This is a genomic window from Cyclobacterium xiamenense (assembly GCF_900109255.1).
Classification (GTDB): Bacteria; Bacteroidota; Bacteroidia; order Cytophagales; family Cyclobacteriaceae; genus Cyclobacterium; species Cyclobacterium xiamenense.
Map to the genome: position 1 here is coordinate 96901 of NZ_FNZH01000010.1, position 23590 is coordinate 120490.

The 23590-nt window shown below is 51.1% G+C and carries 17 protein-coding genes; 2 read left to right on the forward strand and 15 right to left on the reverse strand.

The features are described from left to right. Positions 1 to 113: 113 nt before the first annotated feature. The 5 genes from BMW71_RS20855 to BMW71_RS20875 all read right to left on the reverse strand — a co-directional run bounded on the left by BMW71_RS20855 (position 114) and on the right by BMW71_RS20875 (position 11054). Positions 114 to 2780, reverse strand: coding sequence for a heparinase II/III family protein (locus BMW71_RS20855; RefSeq protein ID WP_143057720.1), 2667 nt, complete (start codon positions 2778 to 2780; stop codon positions 114 to 116). Between the two features lie 272 nt (positions 2781 to 3052). Further along, positions 3053 to 4453: a neutral/alkaline non-lysosomal ceramidase N-terminal domain-containing protein gene (locus BMW71_RS20860; protein ID WP_092178441.1), complete on the reverse strand. Its 1401-nt coding sequence runs from the start codon at positions 4451 to 4453 to the stop codon at positions 3053 to 3055. Between the two features lie 52 nt (positions 4454 to 4505). After that, positions 4506 to 5969, reverse strand: coding sequence for a neutral/alkaline non-lysosomal ceramidase N-terminal domain-containing protein (locus BMW71_RS20865; RefSeq protein ID WP_092178353.1), 1464 nt, complete (start codon positions 5967 to 5969; stop codon positions 4506 to 4508). 131 nt (positions 5970 to 6100) lie between these two features. Beyond that, complete coding sequence (locus tag BMW71_RS20870) at positions 6101 to 7870, reverse strand: RagB/SusD family nutrient uptake outer membrane protein (protein WP_092178355.1); 1770 nt, start codon at positions 7868 to 7870, stop codon at positions 6101 to 6103. 13 nt (positions 7871 to 7883) lie between these two features. Continuing rightward, the gene (locus tag BMW71_RS20875; RefSeq protein ID WP_244891257.1) at positions 7884 to 11054 is read right to left on the reverse strand and encodes a SusC/RagA family TonB-linked outer membrane protein; all 3171 of its coding nucleotides are present in this window, start codon (positions 11052 to 11054) and stop codon (positions 7884 to 7886) included. 240 nt (positions 11055 to 11294) lie between these two features. Between BMW71_RS20875 and BMW71_RS20880 the strand changes: the two genes are divergently transcribed. Further along, positions 11295 to 12977 carry a LamG domain-containing protein gene (locus BMW71_RS20880; RefSeq protein WP_177179725.1) on the forward strand — a complete coding sequence of 561 codons (1683 nt, stop codon included), beginning with the start codon at positions 11295 to 11297 and terminating at the stop codon, positions 12975 to 12977. A gap of 133 nt (positions 12978 to 13110) precedes the next feature. On the opposite strand, the gene BMW71_RS20885 is transcribed toward BMW71_RS20880, so the two are convergent. Further along, positions 13111 to 14409, reverse strand: a complete 1299-nt coding sequence (locus BMW71_RS20885) for an amidohydrolase (protein WP_092178359.1) — start codon at positions 14407 to 14409, stop codon at positions 13111 to 13113. 147 nt (positions 14410 to 14556) lie between these two features. Between BMW71_RS20885 and BMW71_RS20890 the strand changes: the two genes are divergently transcribed. After that, a complete protein-coding gene (locus tag BMW71_RS20890; protein ID WP_244891258.1) occupies positions 14557 to 14964 on the forward strand; it encodes a c-type cytochrome in 408 nt (135 codons plus the stop codon). Positions 14965 to 15034: 70 nt separating this feature from the next. Here BMW71_RS20890 and BMW71_RS20895 read toward each other — a convergent pair whose 3' ends face one another. The 9 genes from BMW71_RS20895 to BMW71_RS20935 form a co-directional block, all read right to left on the reverse strand. Further along, the gene (locus BMW71_RS20895) at positions 15035 to 16399 is read right to left on the reverse strand and encodes a hypothetical protein (RefSeq protein WP_092178363.1); all 1365 of its coding nucleotides are present in this window, start codon (positions 16397 to 16399) and stop codon (positions 15035 to 15037) included. Between the two features lie 42 nt (positions 16400 to 16441). Beyond that, positions 16442 to 17527: a dipeptidase gene (locus BMW71_RS20900; RefSeq protein WP_092178365.1), complete on the reverse strand. Its 1086-nt coding sequence runs from the start codon at positions 17525 to 17527 to the stop codon at positions 16442 to 16444. Continuing rightward, positions 17524 to 17913, reverse strand: a complete 390-nt coding sequence (locus BMW71_RS20905) for a RidA family protein (protein ID WP_092178367.1) — start codon at positions 17911 to 17913, stop codon at positions 17524 to 17526. The genes BMW71_RS20900 and BMW71_RS20905 overlap by 4 nt, the downstream gene beginning before the upstream one ends. 255 nt (positions 17914 to 18168) lie before the next feature. Continuing rightward, positions 18169 to 18945 (reverse strand): SDR family oxidoreductase, encoded by a 777-nt coding sequence (locus BMW71_RS20910; RefSeq protein ID WP_092178369.1) that lies wholly within the window; start codon positions 18943 to 18945, stop codon positions 18169 to 18171. Position 18946: 1 nt separating this feature from the next. Further along, positions 18947 to 19882, reverse strand: coding sequence for a Gfo/Idh/MocA family protein (locus tag BMW71_RS20915; protein ID WP_244891259.1), 936 nt, complete (start codon positions 19880 to 19882; stop codon positions 18947 to 18949). 6 nt (positions 19883 to 19888) lie between these two features. Next, positions 19889 to 20839 (reverse strand): aldo/keto reductase, encoded by a 951-nt coding sequence (locus tag BMW71_RS20920; protein WP_092178371.1) that lies wholly within the window; start codon positions 20837 to 20839, stop codon positions 19889 to 19891. Next, positions 20836 to 21648: an HpcH/HpaI aldolase family protein gene (locus tag BMW71_RS20925; protein ID WP_092178448.1), complete on the reverse strand. Its 813-nt coding sequence runs from the start codon at positions 21646 to 21648 to the stop codon at positions 20836 to 20838. Before BMW71_RS20925 ends, BMW71_RS20920 begins: the two co-directional genes overlap by 4 nt. 212 nt (positions 21649 to 21860) lie before the next feature. Further along, entirely contained in the window at positions 21861 to 22436 is a 576-nt protein-coding gene (locus BMW71_RS20930; protein ID WP_092178373.1) for a DUF4256 domain-containing protein, read from the reverse strand. 462 nt (positions 22437 to 22898) lie between these two features. Continuing rightward, positions 22899 to 23522, reverse strand: coding sequence for a Crp/Fnr family transcriptional regulator (locus BMW71_RS20935; RefSeq protein ID WP_092178375.1), 624 nt, complete (start codon positions 23520 to 23522; stop codon positions 22899 to 22901). Positions 23523 to 23590: the final 68 nt, after the last annotated feature.

A 23590-nucleotide genomic window follows, 5' to 3' on the forward strand; every position in this document is an offset into this window, starting at 1 on the left:
TTTTCTTCGGTCTAGGTGGCAATTCATAGTTTCTATCGGTTTTAGTATCCTTTTGACGAAAATAGTCCATTGTGTTCCTCTCAACGTGACCAAATCTCCGGTTTACCCTGCACTTAGTCAATGGATTCCATCCAGACCAGTTGATCATTTCGAACCGATGCGGCGGCAAAATGGCCAGTGAGGACTTGAATCCCCTTCGCCGTCTCAAATGCTAATGTACCGGAATCATCACAGGACATGATATAATCCCTGCCCTCAAGGGTATCGATGGCGATGATGCCCGATCCTTCCAGGCAGGTTACATTTTTTACGAAGGGTAGGTTTCCTTCAAAGCCCTCAAAAACTGACATAAACGTCTTGAGGCCTTTCCCTTTTGTCCTTCGGACAATATAGGGGATGGTCGCACCAATATCTACATTCTTCCAGTCCCGCTGTCCCCAACCGGTGGCGAGGAATACCCTCTCTCCGAGCTGCCCCACCGACCAGGCCGCGGCCGTTAAATCGGCCCCAGCTTTCCATTTGGTAACCCATACGTGATTTCCCTCTGCGGTTTTCACCGCTGAAAAGTCGTAAATGGAGGATTCTTTCCAAGAACTCGTCGGTATGCCATTTATTGCGTGAATCTCTCCTGTAGCATGAAACACGTAATCCTGAATTTCCCCACCCGCTACCCGGAAAAAATCTACCGCATAGTTATGACCGTTTCCGTGATCTACCAATACAGAAGTACGCTTGTAGGTGCTTGCTTCGACATATGCCGAGGAAGCCATCTCCATTATCTTTATTTTTTCAAAGGCGTTGTAATGCACTAGTTTACCTCCCCTACCCGCTTTGATCTGGTCTTTTTCGTTCAGGACTACTGTGTTATGTGCCAGGGTCCGTATGTTTTGAGATTTCTTGGGATGGTCCCATAAATACCCGAGGTCCGAGAGCAATTCTTTTCCCTTTTTCCAGTAGTAAAGGTTTAGGCTGTCTTGTTCATGGTGAATTCCCCAATGGCTTGCACTTAGCAGCAGTAAACTTTCTCTGCCGTCCTTCCCGGACCGCAAATGCCCTATCCGAAGGTGAGGAGGGCACCAATCCGGTAAATTCAACGCGTCATCGGCCCTTCGCTCAAGACCAGGGATACGGTAGTAAAGGGAAAAAGAAGAAGATCCGTTGGGTTTGGTAAGATCATACGGCAAGGTGAGAACAGGATCTACCGTAGTGGGATTGAACGAATTGTTAAATAAAGGCGATCCGCTATGGAGAGAGAGCGTTGGTGTACACAATGCTTTCAAAAGGGATCGGTAGGAAGCCTTCTCCGGGTAGTTGGCTACCATTAGCTCTACATAAGCCACGTCAAGTCCTGTGGTGGTAAATGAATCAGCATAGGGCGGGTAAGCTAAATCCCCCTGCAAGCCATTGAAAAAAGCCTCCCAAACACGGTGATAGTTGGTGTCACGATAAAGGTTTAGATCATCCATGCGCGTTCCTTCATTATCCCTGAAACCTGCTGGATCCGAATAGCCAAGGGAAGCCTGGGCCATATCCCAAATCCCCCCCAAGGTCATCAGGCCGTAGAAAGGCGATTCGCTAGTGGCACCGTCAGGTAAAAACCATTCATCTACCGTCTTTTTGAATCCCTCCAATCCAAACCTGAACAAGCCCGGATGTCCCAAACACCTTCCCACCAAAGCCACCGCAGTCCGGTTGCTTACCGATTTGTTATTCAATCCTTTGTCTCCGACCAACAGAAGCGTACTTTCCAGTAATAAATCCCTTTCAATAGCTATTTTTTCAGCGGTGGAATACACAGGGCTACCATCCGGATAGCCTGCGTTGCAGGTAAGATCATAGGCAGCGACTGTTTTTCGTATAAAATCTGATTCCAAACCTACACCGCTCGCCCTTCCGGCACTCCAATATCCGGTCCAAAGACTGTGGTCAGGCTTATTCGGGGGAGGACACAATTCAGGCGTCGGCAGATTATTGATGGTCATGGCCGCTATCTTCGGATTGATGTCTGCATATTCACCGTATCCTACATGAACCAGCCAATTCGGATAGCAATGCGCAAGGCGAAGCAAGATTCTACGACAAGCCAACGCATATTCCAGATTTCCAAGGAGCTGAAAACCCTCCGCCAGCGTCTTGCTAAACCCTGCTATCCATTGAACCTTCCGGGATCGTATATTCGCACTGAAAGCAGGTCTGCCTTCTTTATACCCAAAAACCGGAAACGGTTCTCCCCCGTAGAATTTGATCGTTTGTGGTTTGCCCCAGTTGGTATTTAAGACAATGTTCTCGGGATATTGACTGTTTGGAAAAATCTCGCCACATTCGGTACAGGTTATCTGTTGGGGCAAGGCCACATCCCAATGCCACAAACCATGGGGATGGACCGGCATTCCTTTCTCTCTGCATGAAGGACAAGGCGTCCACAGTGGGTCCCCCGGTGTGGTCTCTTCGATCATCATTTCCAAAAAATCATCCGTAATCAGTCCTACGTGATTCTCTATAACATCCTGAATCCTTGTACCGTGTGCCTTCGCCCAATCATACTTTCGGATGTTTTCCTTTGCATTGGCGACATTTTGCTCCTTAATGGTCAGACAGGGGTGTTGAACCGAAGTCCTGTATTTCTTCCAGTCGGACCAATCTAAAAGAGGATCGGCAGGGGAGGAATGCGGTATCCTGGACATTCGCTCAGAAAACAGTGGCTCGCCAAGATACATCCCCATGCTCCATACCGAAGCCTGCTTTAAAAATTCTCGTCGATTTTTGGGCACTTTTGTCATGGGATACAACTAATTCATTTAACCGATCATCCGATCCCTGTCGGACTACTACTCAATCCCGATCACTACAGGGTTAATTTCAGTGAAATAAGCGGTATTACTGGTTATTTTCATGCAAAGCAAATCCAAAAGCCTGTTGGGTAGCTATGCCTTGGTAAACTCCTTTTACCCAGAATCTCCTGAATGAGATAGCGGCCATCGGTTGATTGGAACGACCAAAAACAAATCGAACCGGCAAGGATCGAATTCCCCACCCATAGCCGGGTGGACACCTATTGAATCAAAGGATACTCCTTCGCCTTTATCCCGATGTTTACTGCCAACTTTACTGCCTCCGACAGGATCCGTTCTTCAATATCGAAGGCCCAGGGAGTGGTAAAGATGGGCGAGCGCGTCCCCTCGTAGCCCCCTTCCTTTAACACGGTCTTGGTAGGGATATAGGCCATGACATCGTTGGAATACCCCATAACAAAGGTATCCGGGCCAAACAACTGTTTCAATGCCAGGGCGTATCCGACCAACAATTCCCCGCCAAAAGAGAAAAGGGCCTGGTCTCCCAATTTCCAAACCTGGACCGGATAGGGATAGGACGTGATCAACGATTCGCCCTTATCCAGTTTGGCGATTAAGACTTTCGCATTTTGCTTCAGGTATTCGGGATACCCGGAGCTTTCACTCGTAATGTCTAGCAATTCCTCCCGGCTGGGGGAAGGTTTGGCAAACGTCAGCTCAATTTCAGTATAAGCCGTGGCCAATTCACTTTCCAATGGTCTCATTTCTTCCTGTAGCACCCGATCAACTGCAGCAGCCAATTCCTTACCGTATTGGTGGGCCAGGGGAACCGTCCGTCGGGGCAGGGGGTTCTGGTCGGCACCTGCGCCCTGAAAGAAGAGCGCGGTGGTTCCAGGATACTGCTTTTCCAATTCCATCTGGGCAAAGCCGGCATAATCTCCTGAAATGTAATAGTCCGCCAATACAGTCGGATGACAGGCATAACCGAAAACCAGGCCCACCATTTCATCCTTCTGGTTCGCTATTTTCAATACCGGTACGGCGTAGTCATTGGGGCCATTCAATTCCGCCTGATGTAGCAGGCTGGCCTCCTTATTATTTCTCCGATTTACCTGAAAACGGGTCACACCGTTTTCAGCGTACAGGTGAACCGGTTCCAGCGATTGTAGGGTCTGGCCTACCAAGGCAACGATTTTTTCCTCCAGATCTTCCGCATACCTTTTGATTTTATCCAATTGAACCGGATCCAGTTGGAATTGATACCTGGCGTAATCGGTTTCGGGTCCGGTATGGGTATGGGAACTATTCAGGATCACCTGTTGCCTGGACAATCCGTACTCCCCCATTAGCCGATCACGTATTCTACCGGACAGTTCCTGCCGTATACCTACTAGGTCGGTGGTGACAAGTACCGCCAGATTTCCGGAACGATCTTCCAATACCAGGGCTTTTGCCCAGATATCGTGCCGTATACCTTCCGAAGGGTGGTCCCGGGCAGCATATCCCGCCATCCACATGGATTCCTGCGGTGTAATGGACACGGAAGACACCGCGGCCTTCCAACCGGAAGGGGACTGCTGTGAAAAAGCAGGCTGGCAGATCCCGAAAAATCCGAGTGCCCAGATAAAGTAAAGGGTTAAGCGATCAGTCGTTGATTTCATAGTGCTGGGTTTTTCGTTGGTTTTCGAATGCATTCGCTGCAAAGGATCGGCCTCAACCGGTATCCTGTGTTTGCTTCACAGTTTTCGCGACGGCTCCGGCAATCCGGTCTTCGATATCTCCGCTCCATCTCCAAGCCGGGTGGCCGTATTCATCGAGATGCGGACCGCCCTCGTAGCCCCCTTCCTCCCATACACGTCTGGAGGGGATGTAGGCGGCCATGTAATTGGCATACCCGCACACCCAAGTCCGTTGGGGAAACTCCTGCTTAAACCGGAGTGAATAATCCACCACCGCCTCTCCTCCCATTCCGATAAACAGCAACTCTTTTCCCATCTTCCAGGCTTGCACCGGAAAGGGATAGCGATTGGAAAACTTTTCTCCGGCTTCAATTTTTTTTATCATTCGGTTCGCCCATCGCGCCTGCAAGGGGCGACTACCGCTGGCTATGGGTTTCAATTTCTCCAAATCAACCAGTTCCTCGTAGGCCAAATCCACGTAGCTAAAGGCGGGCGATAGGACGGGCGAAATGGACTGCATGTTCGTTCGCAGGACTTCTTCCACGGCAGTGGACAGCATTTCTCCGTATTTTTTGCATAGCTCCACCTTTCTTCGCGGTAGCGGATTCTGATCCCCTCCACATGCATTGAAAAACATGGCGGCGGTGCCTGGGTAGTTTTCTTCCAAATTGATTTGGGCAAATCCGGGGTAGTCGCCACACCAGGTAGTAAAATCCAGGGTGGTAGGGTGGCATGCATAGCCGAACAAAACAGCCAAGTAGTGTCCTCCCGGTGCTTTTGCTGCCAAAACCGGCACGTAATGGTCTACCGCTCCTTTCAGTGGGAGGCCTTTGGCGAGCATTTCCGGAACTTCCGCCTCCTTATTGTCTCTCCTATTTACCGCAAAGCTACAGGTTCCTTCTCCATGTAGTAGCGCGCAATCCTGCCAGTTGGCCAGGGCTTCCGCTACTGCAGCCACCACTTTCTTTTCCATCCAGGCGGTGTATTCGATCACCTGCGCACGCTGCTTTTCATCGCTGGGATAATAATCCACCAAATCATCTTCCAGACAAGGCCCGCAATGGTTGTGGGAAAAGGCTAGCATGAACTCCGAACGGGCCAATCCAAATTCTTGCTGTACCACTCGGAACAGCCTTTCGTAAATGGTTTTAGACATACCCATATGGTCGGTGGTAACCAGAACCACACGCCGGCCAACTGCGTCTTTTAACGCGATCACCTTTGCCCAAAGATCGTGTATTTTTCCGTCGGCCACTCGTTTTCTGCCATAGCCAGCCAGCCAAACACCGTTGGTAGGGGTAATGACCGCCTTCCCGATGCCTATTTGCCATCCGGCATCATGGGATGTGTTTGATTTACCCGAAAGTCCAAAAGCATTTTCCCCTCGGTTCCAGGCCGTTTTTTCGCTTGGAAAAACGCGAACCGATGCCAGTCCAAATGCGCTTGTTGAAAGGGATTGGATAAATTTTCTTCGGTCGATGGTCCGGTTTTTTTTCATGTTTGCTTGATGAACTGGTCTGGGTTGACAGCAGGCATTCGCTGCGGCCAGACCCGATGAATCCCCCACTACCTGCCGATCGAACCGACGCGTTTGCAGTGGGGGATATCCATTCGGATGCCTGGTTTTTTCTACTCAATCACTTCCAGCGGAGGCACATTATTGGCAGCACCCGTATATCCCAGGTTCTGGTTGATTCTTCCCAGGGTATTGGAATTGACCATGTCGTCGTCGATGGGCCACTGAAAATGGTACGGCATGATTCGGGGCCGCTGACCCAGGAGGATGATTTCATCGGTACGGTCATAGAAGTTATTCAAGGTTCTTACTCGATCGTAATACCAGTTCTTTTCGTGGAGGCTTTCCAGGCTGTATCCACCCTCGTTTCTGGCAGCCATGATGTAAGACACCCGGTTCAATTCGTTTTGCCGGGGCTCTTCGGCAAATAACTCCCGGGCCCTTTCGTCAAATATGAAATCGATGGTCACCTCACTGGCGCCGATTGCGGGAGCATTGGCCCGTTGCCGGACCGTATTGATATCCGTGGCGGCACTGGCCAAATCGCCTTTCCAATAATACGCTTCGGCTCTCAGGAGATAAGTCTCTGCCAGTCGAAAGATGTACCAGTCCCCGTTACTTCCCATGGGAATGCTGGTTTGATCTGGCGCGTTCGGGGAATAGGTTTTGTAAAAAGGAGACGGGTACACCCTGGCCCAATATTCGGAAGGAATATCCATGTTTTCGGGGTCGAATGGTTCCATGTATTGAGAGGAAGCAGGATTGTTGTAATACAGTTCCTCTCGGTCAAACCAGTTAATATCGGCCCTTCGCAAATCGGGGGTGGTGGTATAATCAAAACCGGCCTCTTCCCAAATCTCGTAACTGTGCCAATCACTTAAGGCCACATCCGGATTGCCCCTTCCTAGCGAATCGTACAGGGGGCCCCGATCAATGGTTCCCCGGTTGCCGTCTTTGTCTTTACCGATCGAGGAATGCCACCAGGAACAGTTGTACACCCGCATGGTAAACAAGCCGGGGGTCCGTGCCGTTGGTGGTGCTTCCCACCTGTCTACGAAAGCCAAAATCGTCTCGGTATTTTGCCCGCTATTCTTATTCGCATGTCGGTGAAGATCCCAGATTACGTTTTTAGAAGGGTCATCTGCCTCCACGCCAAATCGGTCGGTCATCAGGGCATAGGGGCCATTGATAACCCTGTCTGCCGAAGCGATGGCCTTGTCGAATTCCATATTGGCCAGGTAAATCTTGGTAAGCAAGTGATCGCCCGCTCCCTTGGTCGGTATCCCTGGTGCAGCCGAAACCGGCAAATGCTGCACCGCAAACTCCATGTCTGACTGAATCTGATCCAGAATTGCCCACCTACTGTGGGTCTGAAAATCAAGCCGGACTCCCCGCACCTCTTCTTTTAAGAAGGGCAAATCCCCATAGTTTCCGATCAACCGGTAGTACCAGTAGGAACGGTGCCAATAGGCTTCTGCGAGGACTTCGTTTCGATCCTCCGGATCGGCCCATTCCAGATCATCAATCCGTGTGATGGCCACATTGGCATTCTTCACCATTTCAAAGATATCGTTGATCTGGGTGACGAACTGTTGGTACCGGTCGGAATTGGGTGTAAGGGCTGTAAAGTCCATTTGTAGCCAGGGAACACCGGCTTCAGACGCCGCCCATTGGTGGGCCATGAAGTTTTTTTGTGCGGTTTGTTCCCGGGTAAGGTCCTTGCGCATCGTTACCAAAAGCGCTTCAAAACCAGCCCGGTCTACGAATACGTTTTCGGTGGTAAAAAAGGACAGGGGCTGGGGCTCGAGAAAATCCTCGTTACAAGCTGTGGTCGTAAAAAACAGCAGCGTTAATATAAGGTATGCATTGATATATCGTTTCATCTCTTCGGCAATTTTACAGTGATAAATTAAATCCAACGGTGACTATTTGTGGCATGGGCAATAGTCCGGACTCAGGATCCCAGCCCGGCCAACTGGAAAAAGTAGCCAGGTTTCGGACCGACCCAAAGATGCGTAAATTTTGCATGCCGTATCGCTGTGAAATTGGGGTGGGTAAATTGTAGGATAGCGAAACGTCCTGAATCCGCACGAAGGAAGAGGATTTGTACGGCATCACGCCGCCACCAAAGGGAGAATCGTTCACGCTCAACCGCGGATAATCGTTGGTGCGGTTGTCAGGCGTCCAATACGGGTAATTGGCGGTACTCCTTCTGTCAAAGGTAGACCATCCGGCTACAGAGGGTGAAAACGGCCGCATATGCCCGAGGTCTGCCCGGATAAAAACCGAAGCGGTGAAATTTCGGAGAAAGGTGATGTCATTCCGGAAGCCAATCCGGTGCCTTGGTTGGCTGAATCCAATGAATTTTTTATCCTGCAGCGCTTCGTACACGCCATTTCCATCCACATCCTCTGCTTTGATGTCTCCGGGGCTAAGGTTATACTCGGCAGCTTGCTGGGCCTCTTCTGTCTGCCAGGTGCCCAAAATATTGTAGTCCCAGACCACATCGATGGGCTGACCGATAAACCATTCGTTTTCAAAATCCGGAATTTCCCCGACGATGGATTGTCCCTGAAGGGTATACTCTCCGGTATCCCCGAAAAGCGAGATGATTTCGTTTCGGTTCATGGAATAGTTGACATTGGTCCTCCAGCTGAAATTAGGCCGGTTGACGGCTACCGCTCCCACCGTGGCTTCAAAGCCCCTATTGGCCAGCTCGCCAATATTGGTGGTCACGTTTTCAAAACCTGTAACCCGTGGAAGCGAACGGTCCACCAGGAGATTCACCGTGCTCATGTCGTAATAATCCAGCGTCAGGTTGATGCGGTTAGCTAAAATACCGATGTCAAAGCCCAGGTTGTAGGATTCGGTTTCTTCCCAGGAGAGTCCCGGATTGGAAAGGGTCGACGTGAAAATCCCCATTTGCACCTGCGAGCCGTTGAAATATTGGTTGCTGCCCATTTGGGCAAACGCAGAATACGGACCTATGTCCCGGTTTCCGTTGACACCCCAGGACAGGCGCATCTTAAGCTGATCGATCAGACTGGAATTGTAAAATGCCTCGTCGGAAATTTGCCAGGCGAAGGCGAGGGCCGGAAATATGGCCCGGGGATTCTCCCGTCCAAATGCACTGAAACCGTCTCTGCGCAGGGAGCCCGTGAATAGGTATTTTCCCATGAGGGTGTAATTGATCCGACCCATTAAGCCGTCACCGGTATAGGTGATGTCATCTGTTCCTATGGTGGGGTCTCCGCCAAATTGCATCCCGTGGTAGCCCAAAACCGAGCTGGGGAGGAAGGTTTGGTTGGCCATACTGGAACTGTATATCCTGTTTTTCTCCAGGTTGTACAGGAAGGTAACATCGAAACTGTGGATACCGAATTCCCTGTTCCATTTCAACAGGTTGTCCACCATCCACTCGTATGTATTGGATTCAAAGCGGGTTGCCCTGCCTCCGGCAAAGGTTTGCCCACCTGTAATGGTCTCTGGAGACCAATAATTGTAATCCCTTACGCTTTCAAGCCTTGGTTGGTAGGAAGACCGGAAAGTGATCCCAAACGGAAGCTTGAACTCGGTATAGAGTGCGGAAAAAAAGCTGTTCCGCTTGTGGAAACGATCCTGACCCAGGTAATTGATCAATGGATTTTGTCCACCAATATAGCCATGAGGAAACCACTTGACGGATCCATCTTCTTCGTACATTTGTGCATAGGGACCGGTTTGGTACATGCCCGTGAGATTGGCTTGCACCACACTTTCGTCCCGGGAAGAAAACTGGGAATTCAGCCCCACCTTCATCCAATCGGTCAGCTCAAAATCCAGGTTTACCCGGGAGCGTATCGTGGAAAACTTGTCCCCCACAATGATGCCTTCGTTATCCAGGTACCCGAGGGACCAGTAGTATTTCACTTTATCCGTTCCTCCACCTACACTAAGGTCGTATTCCTGCCGCAAGCCGGGCTTCATTACTTCGTCTCGCCAATTGATGGTTTCCCCTGCCAGGTATGCCTCTACCTCGTCTGGGAAGAAATTCAACCGCGATAGCCACTCTCTGGTGTCATCCGGGTTTGGATTGTTGTTGGAGGCCCGCCACTGCTCGAGCGTAACACCCTCGGGCAATTCTTCGGGACTGAACCAAAAATAATCAGGCTGGGCCTGCCCCAGTGTCCGGAAATAGTCTCTCCTGAAATCCAGGTAACCCTGCGGACCACGGACGGCGAACGCATCACTGGTCGGTCCTGCGACTCCCAACTTCGTGGTGAAATTAATCGTTGGTTTGCCAGCGGTGCCCCGCGTGGTGGTCACCAAAATTACCCCGGATGCCGCCCGTGCCCCGAAAACGGCTGCGGAACTGGCATCTTTGAGTATATCCACGGATTCAATATCGTTGGGATTGATGTCCCGGAGGCTTCCGTTGAAAATCACCCCATCCAAAACAACCAAGGGTTCCGTCCCTGCGCTCAGTGAGGTAGGGCCCCGTACTTCCAGGGAACTACCGCCTGCAGCTGAGGTCCCCTGATTGGCATTGAATCCCGCAACGGTTCCCGCCAACATGTCCGTAAGCTGTACGTTACTTTGATTTTTAAAGCTCTCCGGGTCTACACGTACCACCGAGCCGGTAAGGTCGCTTTTCTTCACCGTACCGTACCCGACTACCACCACTTCCTCCAACTGGGTCTGGTCTGCAACCAGGTCCACATTGACGGTGGTTCGATTACCTACCCGTATTTCCTGGGTCAAATACCCCACAAAAGAATACACCAATTCGGCATCTTCATTCGGCACACGGATGGAATAGGAACCATCGATGTCGGTAACGGTACCAGTGGACGTCCCCTTGATCAAAATGTTGACGCCCGGTAAGCTTTCCCGGGAAGAATTATCAAAAACCTGCCCGGTGATCTGCGTCCCCTGCTGGGCGCTGGCAAAATTGCCCGAAAACCAACAAAAAATCGTTGCAATCAGGGAAAGTGTTAAAATTTTTGGAGGAATGAAGAATTTCCTCTTTTTACTGGAGTCTGGCAACCGTTTCGCCCGATTGCCCAGCATTGCGTAATGTTGTTTCATGATGTAGTGTGTTAAAGGATGAACAAAAAGTTACTTTAGGTTTAAGGCTATTCGTTACGTGTACGTTACCTTAAAAATAAAATTTTATTCAACAAGATCAAAATGTTTTACATCTATTATTTGGTGAAAAATTGCAGTAGTAAGTTTCAAGGAAATCTCCCTCGTAAAATTTTCGCAGGATACGGGATTCTTGGTTATATTGGTACCTCCAGATGGAAACCTAGCCTGGAAAACGTAGCGATGAATCGACATATTTACCAAATCTCACCCTTTCTGTTACTTCTTTTCTTGACCTGGGCCTGCAGCGAGCGAGATTCCCGTTCGTTAACTAACGGGCAATTCGCCCACTGGAAATTTGCCGGTGATGCCCGGGACCATTCGGGGGCCAATCGGCATGCCCTTGTTCGCGGCGAAATGAATTTTAATGCCCAGGGGCCAACCGGGCAATCGGGTACCGCTGTGGAATTTACTGGCAAAAAGGCATGGCTGGAACTTGCCTCGGATGAAGCGCCCCGACTAGGGACCGGAGATTTTTCCATTTCGGTTTGGATAAATCTGCGAAAAAATGATCGGGACGTATCGGGCGATCTCCTGAGCCAATTTGATTCCGTTAACCAAACGGGCTTTCACCTGAGTACGAAGACGCAGGCGGTCACCACCAGTCTTGCCAATTTCAGTCAGGTTCACTTTGGGATAAATGCCAATCAGGCTTCCGATTGGAAGGACTACGGCAGCCCGGACAGTACCCTGGGGGCATTTTCATTGACAAGCTTTGAAGGCTCGCTCTATGCAGGCCTGTCCCACCCGGAAAAAGATAAGTCCGGAAACGTATTCCGCCTGGATTCCCTCAATCGGTGGATAGACTGCGGCTCACCTGATGGGTCCAACAGCGTCATGGCCCTGGCTATCTTTAACGACGAACTGTACGCCGGTACCGGAAAATACCGGTTCGCGGGGTCCTCCCTTCCCGAGTCCGAAAACCTGACCAAAGGAGGTAGAATCATGCGGTATGCAAAAAACGGGCAATGGATCCCTGCGGGCGAATTGCCCGATACGGAGGCCATCGGCGGTCTGGTTGTATATAAAGGTGACCTGTATGCAAGTTCGCTGTACCAGCCCGCCGGTTTTTTTAGGCTGGAGGAAGGTACCACCTGGGTAGACTGCGGCACCCCAGACGGAAAACGTGTCGTGGCTTTGGCTGTATACGATGGCTACATTTACGCAAGCAGTTACGATAGCGGAAACGTATACCGCTACGACGGGCAGTCGTGGACCGATTGTGGCCAACTCGGAGACAACACACAGACCTATTCGTTTGTGGTGTACCACGGGAAATTGTATGTGGGCACCTGGCCCAGCGGAAGGGTATACCGCTTTGATGGCCTCAACAACTGGGCGGATGTGGGCCGGCTGGGAACCGAACTGGAAGTAATGGGCATGTTGGTACACAATGGCACCTTGCTGGCAGGCACGCTTCCGCTCGCTGAGGTGTATGCCTATGCCGGGGATACCACCTGGAAAAAGCTAACCCGTCTCGATCATACGCCCAACGTGCGGTACCGCAGGGCCTGGACCATGGCCGAAAACCAGGGTACCTTGTACTGCAGCACACTTCCCTCGGGAAAAATATTCGGTTTTGAACTAGGCAAAAATGTCCTGAGTCCAAGCCCCCTATCGGGCGGTTGGCACCACCTGGCAGCGGTAAAATCAAAAAACAAGCTCGCTCTTTTCCTGGACGGCGGGCTAGTTGCCAGCTCGGAAATTGACCCTACCGACGTGTATGACCTGGATGCCGACGTACCTTTAAAGATCGGCTTTGGTGCAAACAATTATTTTAACGGAAAGATGGCCAGTCTGCGCCTGTACCAACGGGCACTGAATCCCCAGGAAATTGTTTTTTTAGCCGATCCCGACAACCTGTAAGCACCCTTTTGCACCCTGGGAATGGCGGCAATGACCGAACAAGGGTGGCTTTCAGCAGCGCCACCTCGTCGCTCCGGGTCCGATGATATTCCATTGCCCGGTATGAATCCAAGTGTACTGCCCTTCCGATCAATCAATTCATTTCCAGGTAATCCACCGCCAACTGGCTCAAGACTTTGACACCTAATACAAAACCACTCTCGTCCAGGTAAAAATCGGGAGTATGGTGAGAAGGAGCGGTCTCCGGATCGCCATCGGCCGGCATGCCGCCCAGAAAAATAAATAAGCCTGGTTTTTCTTTCTGAAAGAAGCTGAAGTCTTCTGCCCCGGTGACCGGATCGTGTAGCCAGACATTTTCACTTCCTGCCACTTTCTCCAGTGTCGGCCGCATCTTTTCCGTAAGTTCCGGGTCGTTGTGTGTCACCGGGTACATCTTTTTTATGGAGACCTCTGCCGCTGCTCCCGCACTTTCCGCTATATTTCCCGCTATTTCCCGAATTCGCCGGTGAATCAACGATTGCTGGGGCTCGCTGTAGGTACGAATGGTGCCGATCATTTCCACTTCCTCCGGAATGATGTTGTGTCGGACCCCACCATGGATCGCACCGATGGTGACAATCGCCGGAATCTCGATAATCTTAACGTTTCGGCTAACAATGGTTTGCAAGCCCATGACAATCTGGGAGGAAGTCACAATTGGATCTACGGAGGACCAGGGATAAGCCCCGTGCGCCTGTCGGCCTTTTACACGTATTTCCAGGTTGTCTACTGCCGCCATTGCGGGACCGGGCTTGTATTTTATAACCCCAACAGGGGTTTGGGAATTGATATGCAGCCCAAATACCGCTGCCACATCCTCCATCACGCCTTCTTCCACCATTTGCTTCGCTCCCCAGGTGCTGGCCGTTTTGTCCTCCAATCCCTCTTCTGCCGGTTGAAAAATAAATTTAACCGTCCCTTTCAAATCCTTTTTCATGGAAGCCAGTACCTCAGCTGCCCCCATCAGAATGGCCACGTGCGAGTCGTGCCCACAGGCATGCATGACGCCAGTCTCCTGCCCATTATAGGTCGTTCGCACCTGCGAGCGAAAAGGCAACTCATTTCGTTCCGTGACGGGTAAGGCATCCATGTCTGCCCGCAAAGCGACGGTAGGTCCGGGTTTCCCTCCTTTCAATATGCCCACCACGCCTGTGACAGCGACACCTTCCGTTACCTCCATTCCCAGGCTCCGCAGGTGATCCGCGACAATACCGGCGGTGCGTGTCTCTTTGTTACCGAGCTCCGGATGGGCATGAAAGTCCCTTCGCCAGGACAGTACCTTGTCTTCCACCTCTGCTGCCCGGTCCACGATTTGGGAATCCAGATTACCCTGAGCGAAGGCAGTCATTACCCCCAAATAAACGCTGAAACTAAGTACGATGTATTTTTTCATGGTCTTTCCTTTGAATTCAAATGTAAAAAGTTTTGGCCGTTCCCTTCGATTTCTGGCTGTCTTTTTTCCCTAATAAAATACGGATAAATTTATCTTTTTTTAGTAGTTTTGGGCATGCATTTGCTTTCAGTCCTTTTAGGTAAACTATTGCTTTGGCTGCTAGTAGTTGGTTGGCTTGTTGCCTGCGGCAGAAAAGAACCAGCCGCCACTTCGAACACGGTGGATCGAAGAAAGGAATACATCCGGAAAATCCCGGGTGAAAACGAACCCGTTCCGGAAGAGGTCGTGTCCAGAGGTGAAGTCCTAATCGCCTATTCGGACTGTTACGATTGTCACCGGGAAGAAAAGAAATCAAAAGGGCCGGCTTTTTCGGACATTGCAGAGCGGTACCCGATTCAACCGGCATACCGCGACCTATTGGCGAGAAAAATTATTAGCGGCGGCTTTGGTTCCTGGGGAAATCCCGTCATGAGTCCCCATCCGGATGTGAGCATGGAAGATGCCCAAACCATGGTGTACTACATTCTTTCCTTGAAATACCGTCCGGTACACTAGCGGTTGTCCTGGTCCTGCTGGAGACGAAGGTCGTTTCGATTTTTTTATCGAAAGCCGCTCTTTTTTCAACCTATCTATCTGAAATCCAGTTTATTAGTTTCATCCGAAGTACCTCTTCGGCCTCGCCGTCCAGGTTACTGATCCGGCAACGCCAGGTTTCATAGCCTCCCCGTTCCAATTCGCGTGCCGGCGGCAGGTAGCCCAGATTGCCGTTTGCCAACCCGATGGTAAAATAGGGCCGGCCACCTTTCGCCCGCTTAATCTGCAGCCCTGTTTCAGCAAATACCTCCCCTGCCAGGGCTCCGATCCTGCCCGAGCCAATCGAGAAGAGTTGGACCGGGCAGGTTGCCACTTTAGCGAACTGCGCCAAAAGAACCTGCTCCCTCGCATATAAAAACGGCAGCCCTTCCGGGTTTGGAATCAGCCGTTCAAAATCGGCCGCTGCCACCAGTTCCTTTGCCTGTTGGATTGCAGCGTTATCAGGCAATCGGCGGTTTACTGGGACTGCTTCGTACCGATAGCTGAGCTCCGGATCGGATTCCCATCGCAAGGTGTCAATCTGAGCGCGCACCTTGGCTGCCAGTGCTTCCCCGATGTACCTGCTTTTGGAAAAGTGCGTTTCCGGGTATTGTTTTTCGTTACGGAAGTCCCATATATTGACGTCTCCACTGGTACCATTGGAAAGCATGCCCACAAAAGATTCGTCTGCTCCCAGCTGCTGCCGAAGGGCTTCGCTGAATGCACCGAAATAATCGGCGGTGATGGTACCGTTATCCCAGTCTCCCACGTAATGCAGGGAGTAATTGGCCAAAAGACCGATCCAATCTCCCTGGATTCCCTGTACGGCCAGGAACCCGAGTTCCGGATCCGGCTCGGCAACGGGCCCGATTACCTGCTTTTCAGCCCCAAATGGGTTGGTTTTGACGGCATCCCTCCCTCCGGTAACCGGATTGCCTGGGTAGTAATCCTCCTGCATCCAAAACCGCCGGCACAGTACGTGTTCGGGAGCATGTGCCGAGCCGAAAGCCAGCCGGGCTGCTTTTTTGCGCTCAGATGCTAATTCTACGGCCCCGGCGATCCTAGACGGCAGTAGCCGCCGATAGCTCCTATCTGCGGGTACCAAATGCACTTCCTCTACCGAACCGGCTGCATGGGTGTGGGTGCTGCTAACCAGTATTGCACCCGGAGGTATACCCAGCTGCTGCTGGATCAGCGCTTTGGCTTCATCAATCAGTTCCTGGCCCATCACGCAAATGTCCACCACCACGAAAACAAGCACCTCCCGGGCTGTTTCCAGCCAGAGTGCTTTGGCATACAGCGGATCGTGAATGGACTGGGCATAATGCGTGACAAAATCACCGTTGATAATGGTCCCCAACGGAGGAGTGATTTCCAAACGGGCTGCGCCGGCGACTAGTTGGGAAGATGCGTTCATAGATAATTGGGTTTAGCAGATCAGCTGGCGATGGCTTGCGGCTTATTCCGGAAGGGCTTCTCCTAAAAACCGAAGCCAATTGCCATGAAATAGGTTGTCTATGTCCTGGGAACGATAGCCTCTTTTGTCCAGAATTTCCTCGTATTTCTGCAAATCAGCGATAGAATTGAGATCCCAGGGAGACTGCTCGGTACCGAAAATCCCATCCAGATCGCTACCGATACCCACGTGCAGGCTATTACCGGCCAATTGGCAAATATGGTCCCAGTGATCCACCAGTTTTTCGAGACGGATATCCAGCTGCCAGGGATCCGAGACGGTATCGATAAAGCGAATGTCCAGGGCCCAGCAGTCCAACATGCCTCCAATGACCGCCCCTCTGCTGATCAGTTTTTTTAGCTGGGCATCGGTAAGTTGCCGTTGGTTCGGGACAAATTTCCGTACGTTGTGGTGACTCGCCCAGATGGGGCCGGCGTAGGCATCCATGGCCTGTTCAAAGCCTGTATCGGTCAAATGCGTCACGTCGAGTATCAGGCGATACCGTTCCATGGCCTGCAGGAGTTCCTTTCCGAGTGCAGTGAGCGGACCTTCGGTTTTGGTACCTGGCGCATACCTACCCGGACCAAAATGGGAAAGTCCAAGCGCCCGCAGTCCATAGGCATACGCTTTCTCGAGATAAGACACGCTGACCAACGAATCTGCTCCTTCCAGGTTGAGCAGGTAGCCGATGGGTTTGTCTTCGTCAGGAAGCGACTCATCCTGCCACAAGGCGACCAATTGGTGCAACTCCGATCGATTGGTAATCTGCTTCATTTCCCCCAAGAGCTCCATTTCCCGGTACCAGGCCAGTTGTGCCTGTGTCATGGCCCAGGCTTGCTGGGGAGATTTCCAGCCCGGCAGCGGAGAATCGGGAGGGGAATACCGGGCCAATTGGGTGGCTACTACCAGCCCGATTCTGCCTTTTCGCAATTCGGGTAGACAGACGGTTCCCCTTCCCCGGTCTGGCTTATCGGACATGTGCATCTCTGCTTTCCTGATTTCGGACAAGGGTAAGCGCAAATCCCGGTTCCATTCGATGGCGTTCATGGCCAGGTCCAAATGGGCATCCACGATGAATCGTTTTTTCATGAGGCCTCGGGTATGCTGGCAATGCAGTCAATTTCTACCTTTAGCCCTTCTGCCAGCACCGACTGTACCGTGATGCGCGCTGGCTTGATTGCGTTAAAATAGCTGGCATAGACCGTATTGTAACGATCAAAATCGCGAATATCGGCCAGATGTACCGTGCACTTTACGATCCGATCCATGCTTCCACCGGCGGCTTCCACAATTGCTTTGATGTTATCCAGCGTTTGCCGGGTCTCTTCCTCAATGGTACCCAATTTAAAGGTAGATGTTTCAAAATCTACCGAAGCCTGACCGGAGACATACAGCATACCACCCGTGAGGATGGCATCCGAATAGGCGCCGGTGTCAAAGTTTTCTGCTCTTTTTGGATGGTTAATCTTTTTCATCAATTTTTCTTTTTAGTACGTAGTTTGCTTTTATTAACTTGGTCCAGCTGCCGTTAACGAGCAAGTTTTGAGCGGTGATGTAACGGGGGACGGACGGAAAAAAACAAAAAGCTTTGTTCGAAAGATCGGCGCAACGAAAATTACCGACGCGCTAACGCAAGCCCTCCACCACCGGGCCCAGTTAGCTGGCACCACCAATAAATCCAATTTGCTTGCCAGCTATAAAACATTGCTTTTTTCACATGCTTCCGGTTATCAGGCATTCAAGCCTCCATCCATCAGAATATTTTCCCCGTTAATGTAGGCCCCTGCGTCCGAAGCCAGAAGTACTGCCAGGCCCTTTATATCGTCGTTGGCAGCCATGCGTCCCAGAGGAACTTTCTTGCAATAATTCCGCACGAATGCCGCCGGTTGATGGTTGAATAGCCCGCCCGGCGAAATACAATTGAATCGAATGTGTTTTCCGGTATGCATTTTGGCCAGGAATCGTGTCAGGTTGATCAGTCCGGCGTTGTGGAAAAAATAGTCCGGTGGAAGATCTCCCATATCCGTGCCTTCGTAATTCGACAGGTCCGGTCCTTTCATCCCCATCATGGAACTGATATTGATTACCGAACCTCCACCGGAGGCGATAATCTGCTCGATCATGGCCCGTAGAAGGTCCCACATGCCGGTTGCATTCACCCGCATGGATTCGGCAAACTGCTCCAGGGACCCGTTGTACCCGTTCATGGGCCGAGCTACCGCGTTATTGACAAATACATCCAATCGACCGTAGTGCATTTCTAAGGCTTGGGTAAAGGTTAGTACGGAATCTGGCTCTGCCTGGTCCACTTGCATGGGCTGAACATCCAGCCCCTTTTTCTGAAATTCAGCGGCCGTTCTTTCTGCCGATTCCAGATTTCGAGAGGTGGTGATGACCCTGCCTCCTGCCTCCGCTAACCCCTCCACCAGGCATTTCCCGTAGAGACCCGAGCCGCCGGTTACCACGATTACTTTTTCCTTCAAACTGAATAATTCCTGTATGTGCATCTTACCGTAATGAGATTACTTTTCCGTCCTTTTCGTAACTTTCCTGAGCAGCGATGACCGTTTGGATAATGGAACGGGTCTTTGCAAAATCCAGTCGTGGGGATCCTTCTTCCACCGAGCGGATAAACTCGCTCATGTTTTCCCGAAACATGGCATAGGAATTCTTTATTTCCACCAGTCGCCATCCCTCCGAACCAAAAAAGGAAAGTTGAAAGGTACCACAAATGTCCTGAAACACCTGTACCGTGGCTTTTAGCCCCCCCTCAAACCCGATCAGCACGACCGATTGGTGCCGCTCCCCCAGGTGTTGCACCCATTGGGGTTGGGGATCGTCCAGGCTGCTAAAAAGAGCCTCTACCAAATGTACCCCGTATTTTTTCCAATCCTTTTTCCCTACTGCCGTGACCAGATGAAGCGGACCAAGACCACCCAACTCTGATTTTAGGCTGCGGCATTCACCAGAATAGCGCATGGAAGAACAAGACATGAGAAATCTTCCCGATACGTGCTGCTGTTCAAAATAATCCAGGTCTTTTCGGGTAAATGCAAGCGGTTTATCGATAAAAATGGGTATTCCTGCTTCCAGAAAGGGATGAGCCATTTTTACATGGCTTTCAGGGTCATCCCGGCCCAGAATAACGGCATCCACCTGCCCGACCATTTCTTCCAGACTGTCCACGACCCCGGGTATACCGGAATGCAGCGCAATGTCCCGGGAGATCTGGGTGTCTTGGGTCCAGACGTGACTAACCCTGGCGCCCGGAATACCAAGCGTATCGCGATTGGCCCGAAGGTAATCGCCCACAGCAGGGTACCCGGCATCCGCCATGCGTTGATGGTCGTATTGACCGTTTATGATGGAAGACCAGGAATAGGGATGGGCATTGCCCGGGCTCATGCCGATGATACCAATGTTAAGCATTTTTTCTGGTGTCATTCTCGTTTACGTTAACCAGCCCATTCGGTCCCAATGAGGGATGTCTACAAATTCAGGATCGGGAAATGGGATACCGCCCGCTATTAGGCTATTAGACAGCGGCTCCTTCCCCAGACATTGGAGAGCCTGTTTCAGGTATTCCTGGCGATCGATACCTAACAATACTGAAGAAACTTCCGGCCGAGCCAGCGCGAAGCGCATCGCATACTCCGGAAGCGAAATACCGTTTGCTTCGGCCAATGTCGCGTACCCGCGGATATGTGATTCGATGGCTGCCAGTGGTGCCTGCAAATCCTTTCCACGCTCTGTCAGTAACCCCCGCAACAGCACCGAACGTACCACAAGGCCTACCCCTTTTTCGGAAGCAAGTCCAAAAACTGCATCCTGCCTCTGGTCTAGCAGGTTGTAGGGCAACTGGACGACTTGCCAAATCCCCGAACGGATGGCCCATTCCGATTCGGCCGGGGAATAGGTAGACGCGCCGATGGCCCGTGCCAACCCTTCCTTTTGCAAGTCTTGAAAGACCCGGCAGATCGTTTCATGCGCCAAAATTTCTTCGTCCGCCTGGTGAAGGAGGAGCACATCCAGATAGTCCGTACCCAGGGCGGATAGGCTTTCTGCAACGGAGCTGCGAATCCTACTTTCCAGCGCTGCCGAAGCCGGTAACGTACCCGAAGCATCCCGCAGATGCCGGCACTTGGAGCAAAGTTGTACGTCCTGCCGCCTGTTCCGGAAAGCCTTGCCCATCAGGTATTCGCTCCTGCCATACATGCGGGCAGTATCGTAAAAGGTAACGCCGGCATCCAGCGCGGTCCGAAGCAGAGAAAGGGCCTCTTTTTCCTGCAGCATGTCCGTTTCACTGCGGACCCCCGGCCCGTAGGGCATGCCGATTTCCACGCCGCCAAAGGCCAGTTCCGAAACCGTGATGCCGGTATTTCCAAGGAGCCGCGTTTTCATGCGTTGTAATACCCGGATGCAGCTCCGTCTTGATTTCGTTGGTTAAAACCCGCCATTAATTCGGCGCAATACCGGCTAAGTCCAACCACGTCAGCGCCGAGGCTAAGGAATTGATAGCCCATTTTCTGATAGTCTTCCAGTGTTTCCAGGCTTCCGGTAGTTCCGGCAAATTTGCCGAATTTTCTTGCCACCTCCACGACCCTGTGCCGGGCGGCTTTGATCTTGGGATGATCCATCTCTCCGGGAGCACCAATGGCCTGACTAAAATCACCTGGACCGAAAAACAGCATGTCGAACCCATCGATTTGGGCGATCTCTTCCAATTGCTCCAGGGGTTCCGGATCTTCGATCTGAAGGATAACAAACCGCTGCCGATTCGCGTCCTGCAGGTATTGCTTGAAATCGGCTGCCGTGTAAGCTCCGTCTGCATTGCCTCCATCGATGGCTCGAATACCTACAGGATGGAATCGGGTCATTCGGACCACATTACGGGCGTCTTCGGGACCCATGACATGCGGCACCATGATACCGGAGGCATTCAATTCCAAAGGTTTTACGTAATCGCTATAGCTTCCCCTGGGCACGCGCACGAGCGTGTCCTTGTTCTGCGCCTGTGCCGCCCAAATCTGTGCCGCCAAAATGGACCAGTCCTGACCAATGTGTTCCTGATCCAGCCAGATGCAATCGAAGCCGGAAAGGGCCGCAATTTCCACCACCCGGGCATCCGCCAGGTTGGATTTAAAACAGACCACATGTTGGCCTGCTCGCAGTTTTTGCAGGACCAGGCTAGGTTTCATCGCGAGCGTCATAGGCGAAAGGTTGTGACTCAAATATACGGAACCGACTTGCCGAAAACCATTACTTTTATCGGAAATTATGTTACTTTTTTTCAGTAAGCCTCCCCCTTTAGTTATCAATTTACAGGATTGGATGGAAAAAAAAACCGGTAACCCATCCCTCCGTCTCACCGCCTGCTACACCTATCGGGCATCAACAATCAACCTTTTGGTTAACTTACCGTTTAGATCAGAAGCGACGCCCGGAAGCCCCTGGCCGCGTAATAGGATTCCGCACCGTTGTGATAAATAAAAACACGGCCAAAGCGGTAGTCACCAAACAAAGCCCCTCCACGTTTTCGTATGGCTTCGGGCGATTCCAACCAACTTGAGGTTTTGGTATCGATCGGTGCAAATTTCTGCAAATCCAGGTATTGTTCTTCGGTCAATAGCGAAACCCCCATTTCCCGGGCCAGGTCCTGCGCGGAGTTTTGGGGAGGGAATTTTTTTCTGGAATCCAGGGCTGCCCGATCGTAACAAAGGCTCCGACGCCCCGCTGGACTCTCCCTTGCGCAATCAACAAACAAAAATGCGCCTGTAGCTGAGTCCTGTGCAACCACATCCGGCTCTCCCCCCGTTCGCTCCATCTGCTGGAGCGACCAAAGTTTTTCCGGCCGGTCTTCTAGTCTTTTTTGCACGGAGGGCCAGTCACAGGTTTCGTGACGCGAGGTGTTGGTTTCAAACCGTTTTTTCAAACATTCCAGCAATGCCTTTCCCTCGCTGGAAAACCACCTTTCTAAATCAACCTTTTCTGTATTCATGCGTCACTTGGATTGATGGAAAAAACACTCCGTTACCACGGCAGTTAGCGAAAATCAGGGCGCCCGATGAGGTTGTTTCGGCGCCAACCTTTCACCTGCAGACCCTTGCTGTCTGAGACTGCCGCCATACAATCTCCAAGTTTATAAAAATCGGAACGCAAGACAAAATTTCTGCCTACCAACTTCCGCTGCACACAATTCGGCCTTATTCGTTGGCGATTATAAAAAAAAGGTATCGTCCAATCCAATCGACACATTCTTTCTTCCCAGCCGAGCTATAGGTGCAGTCGAAAAGAAACACCTTTCGTTCCGGAAACCCTCGATTACAACCGGACAGGCGCCTGGCTATGGAAGTCTCGCAGAAAAATCGCGTTACCTGTAGTATCCGCAAAGACAGGCCGCTGCATTCGCTGCACCGTAGCAAACCTTGTTTCGAATCGCCAAATAAATGGCTGCGTCACTTCAGGAAGACCCGGCCAGTTGTTTTCTAATCCTACTCAGGGATTCCGGCTTGATGTTTAGGTAAGATGCCAGGTATTTCAAAGGCACTTGTTCCAAATAGATCGGGTATTGCTCAAGCAGTTTAACATACCGTTCACGGGCAGAGTCTACCATCAGGGAAATTTCCCTTTTTTCTCTCCACAGGTAATACTGCTCTACGGCTATCCTCCCAAAATAATTGCTTTCCGGATATTGCTTATACAATTGCTGTAAAAACGGGTGGTGTAACGAAGCCAGGACACTCTTTTCCATTGCCTGTACGCAAAACTGCGAAGGTTCTTGTTGAATAAAACTCGAATACGAACAGCTAAACTCGTATTGAAAGGAAAAATCAAAGGATTTTTCCTCCCCGTTGGCCGTCAAGTAGTGCCGGGTACTACCGACAAGTACGATCGAGAGGTACTTCTCTGTATCGCCTTCATTCAGAATAAAATCGTCCTTCGCGTATTTTCGAATTTTAAATCCCTGCTTAAATACCTCCCAATGCACGTCTTTCATGGGTAAATAATCGGATAATAATTCCCTGGCGGTTTGAAGGTGCTGCTTGTATTCCTTTTGGGAAAGAAATGTTTGTGGTAATGACATACCTGTAAGAATGATTTTTACCGTTAGCTTCGCTCTCAAGGTACGTATTTACTTAACATAGGTCAATT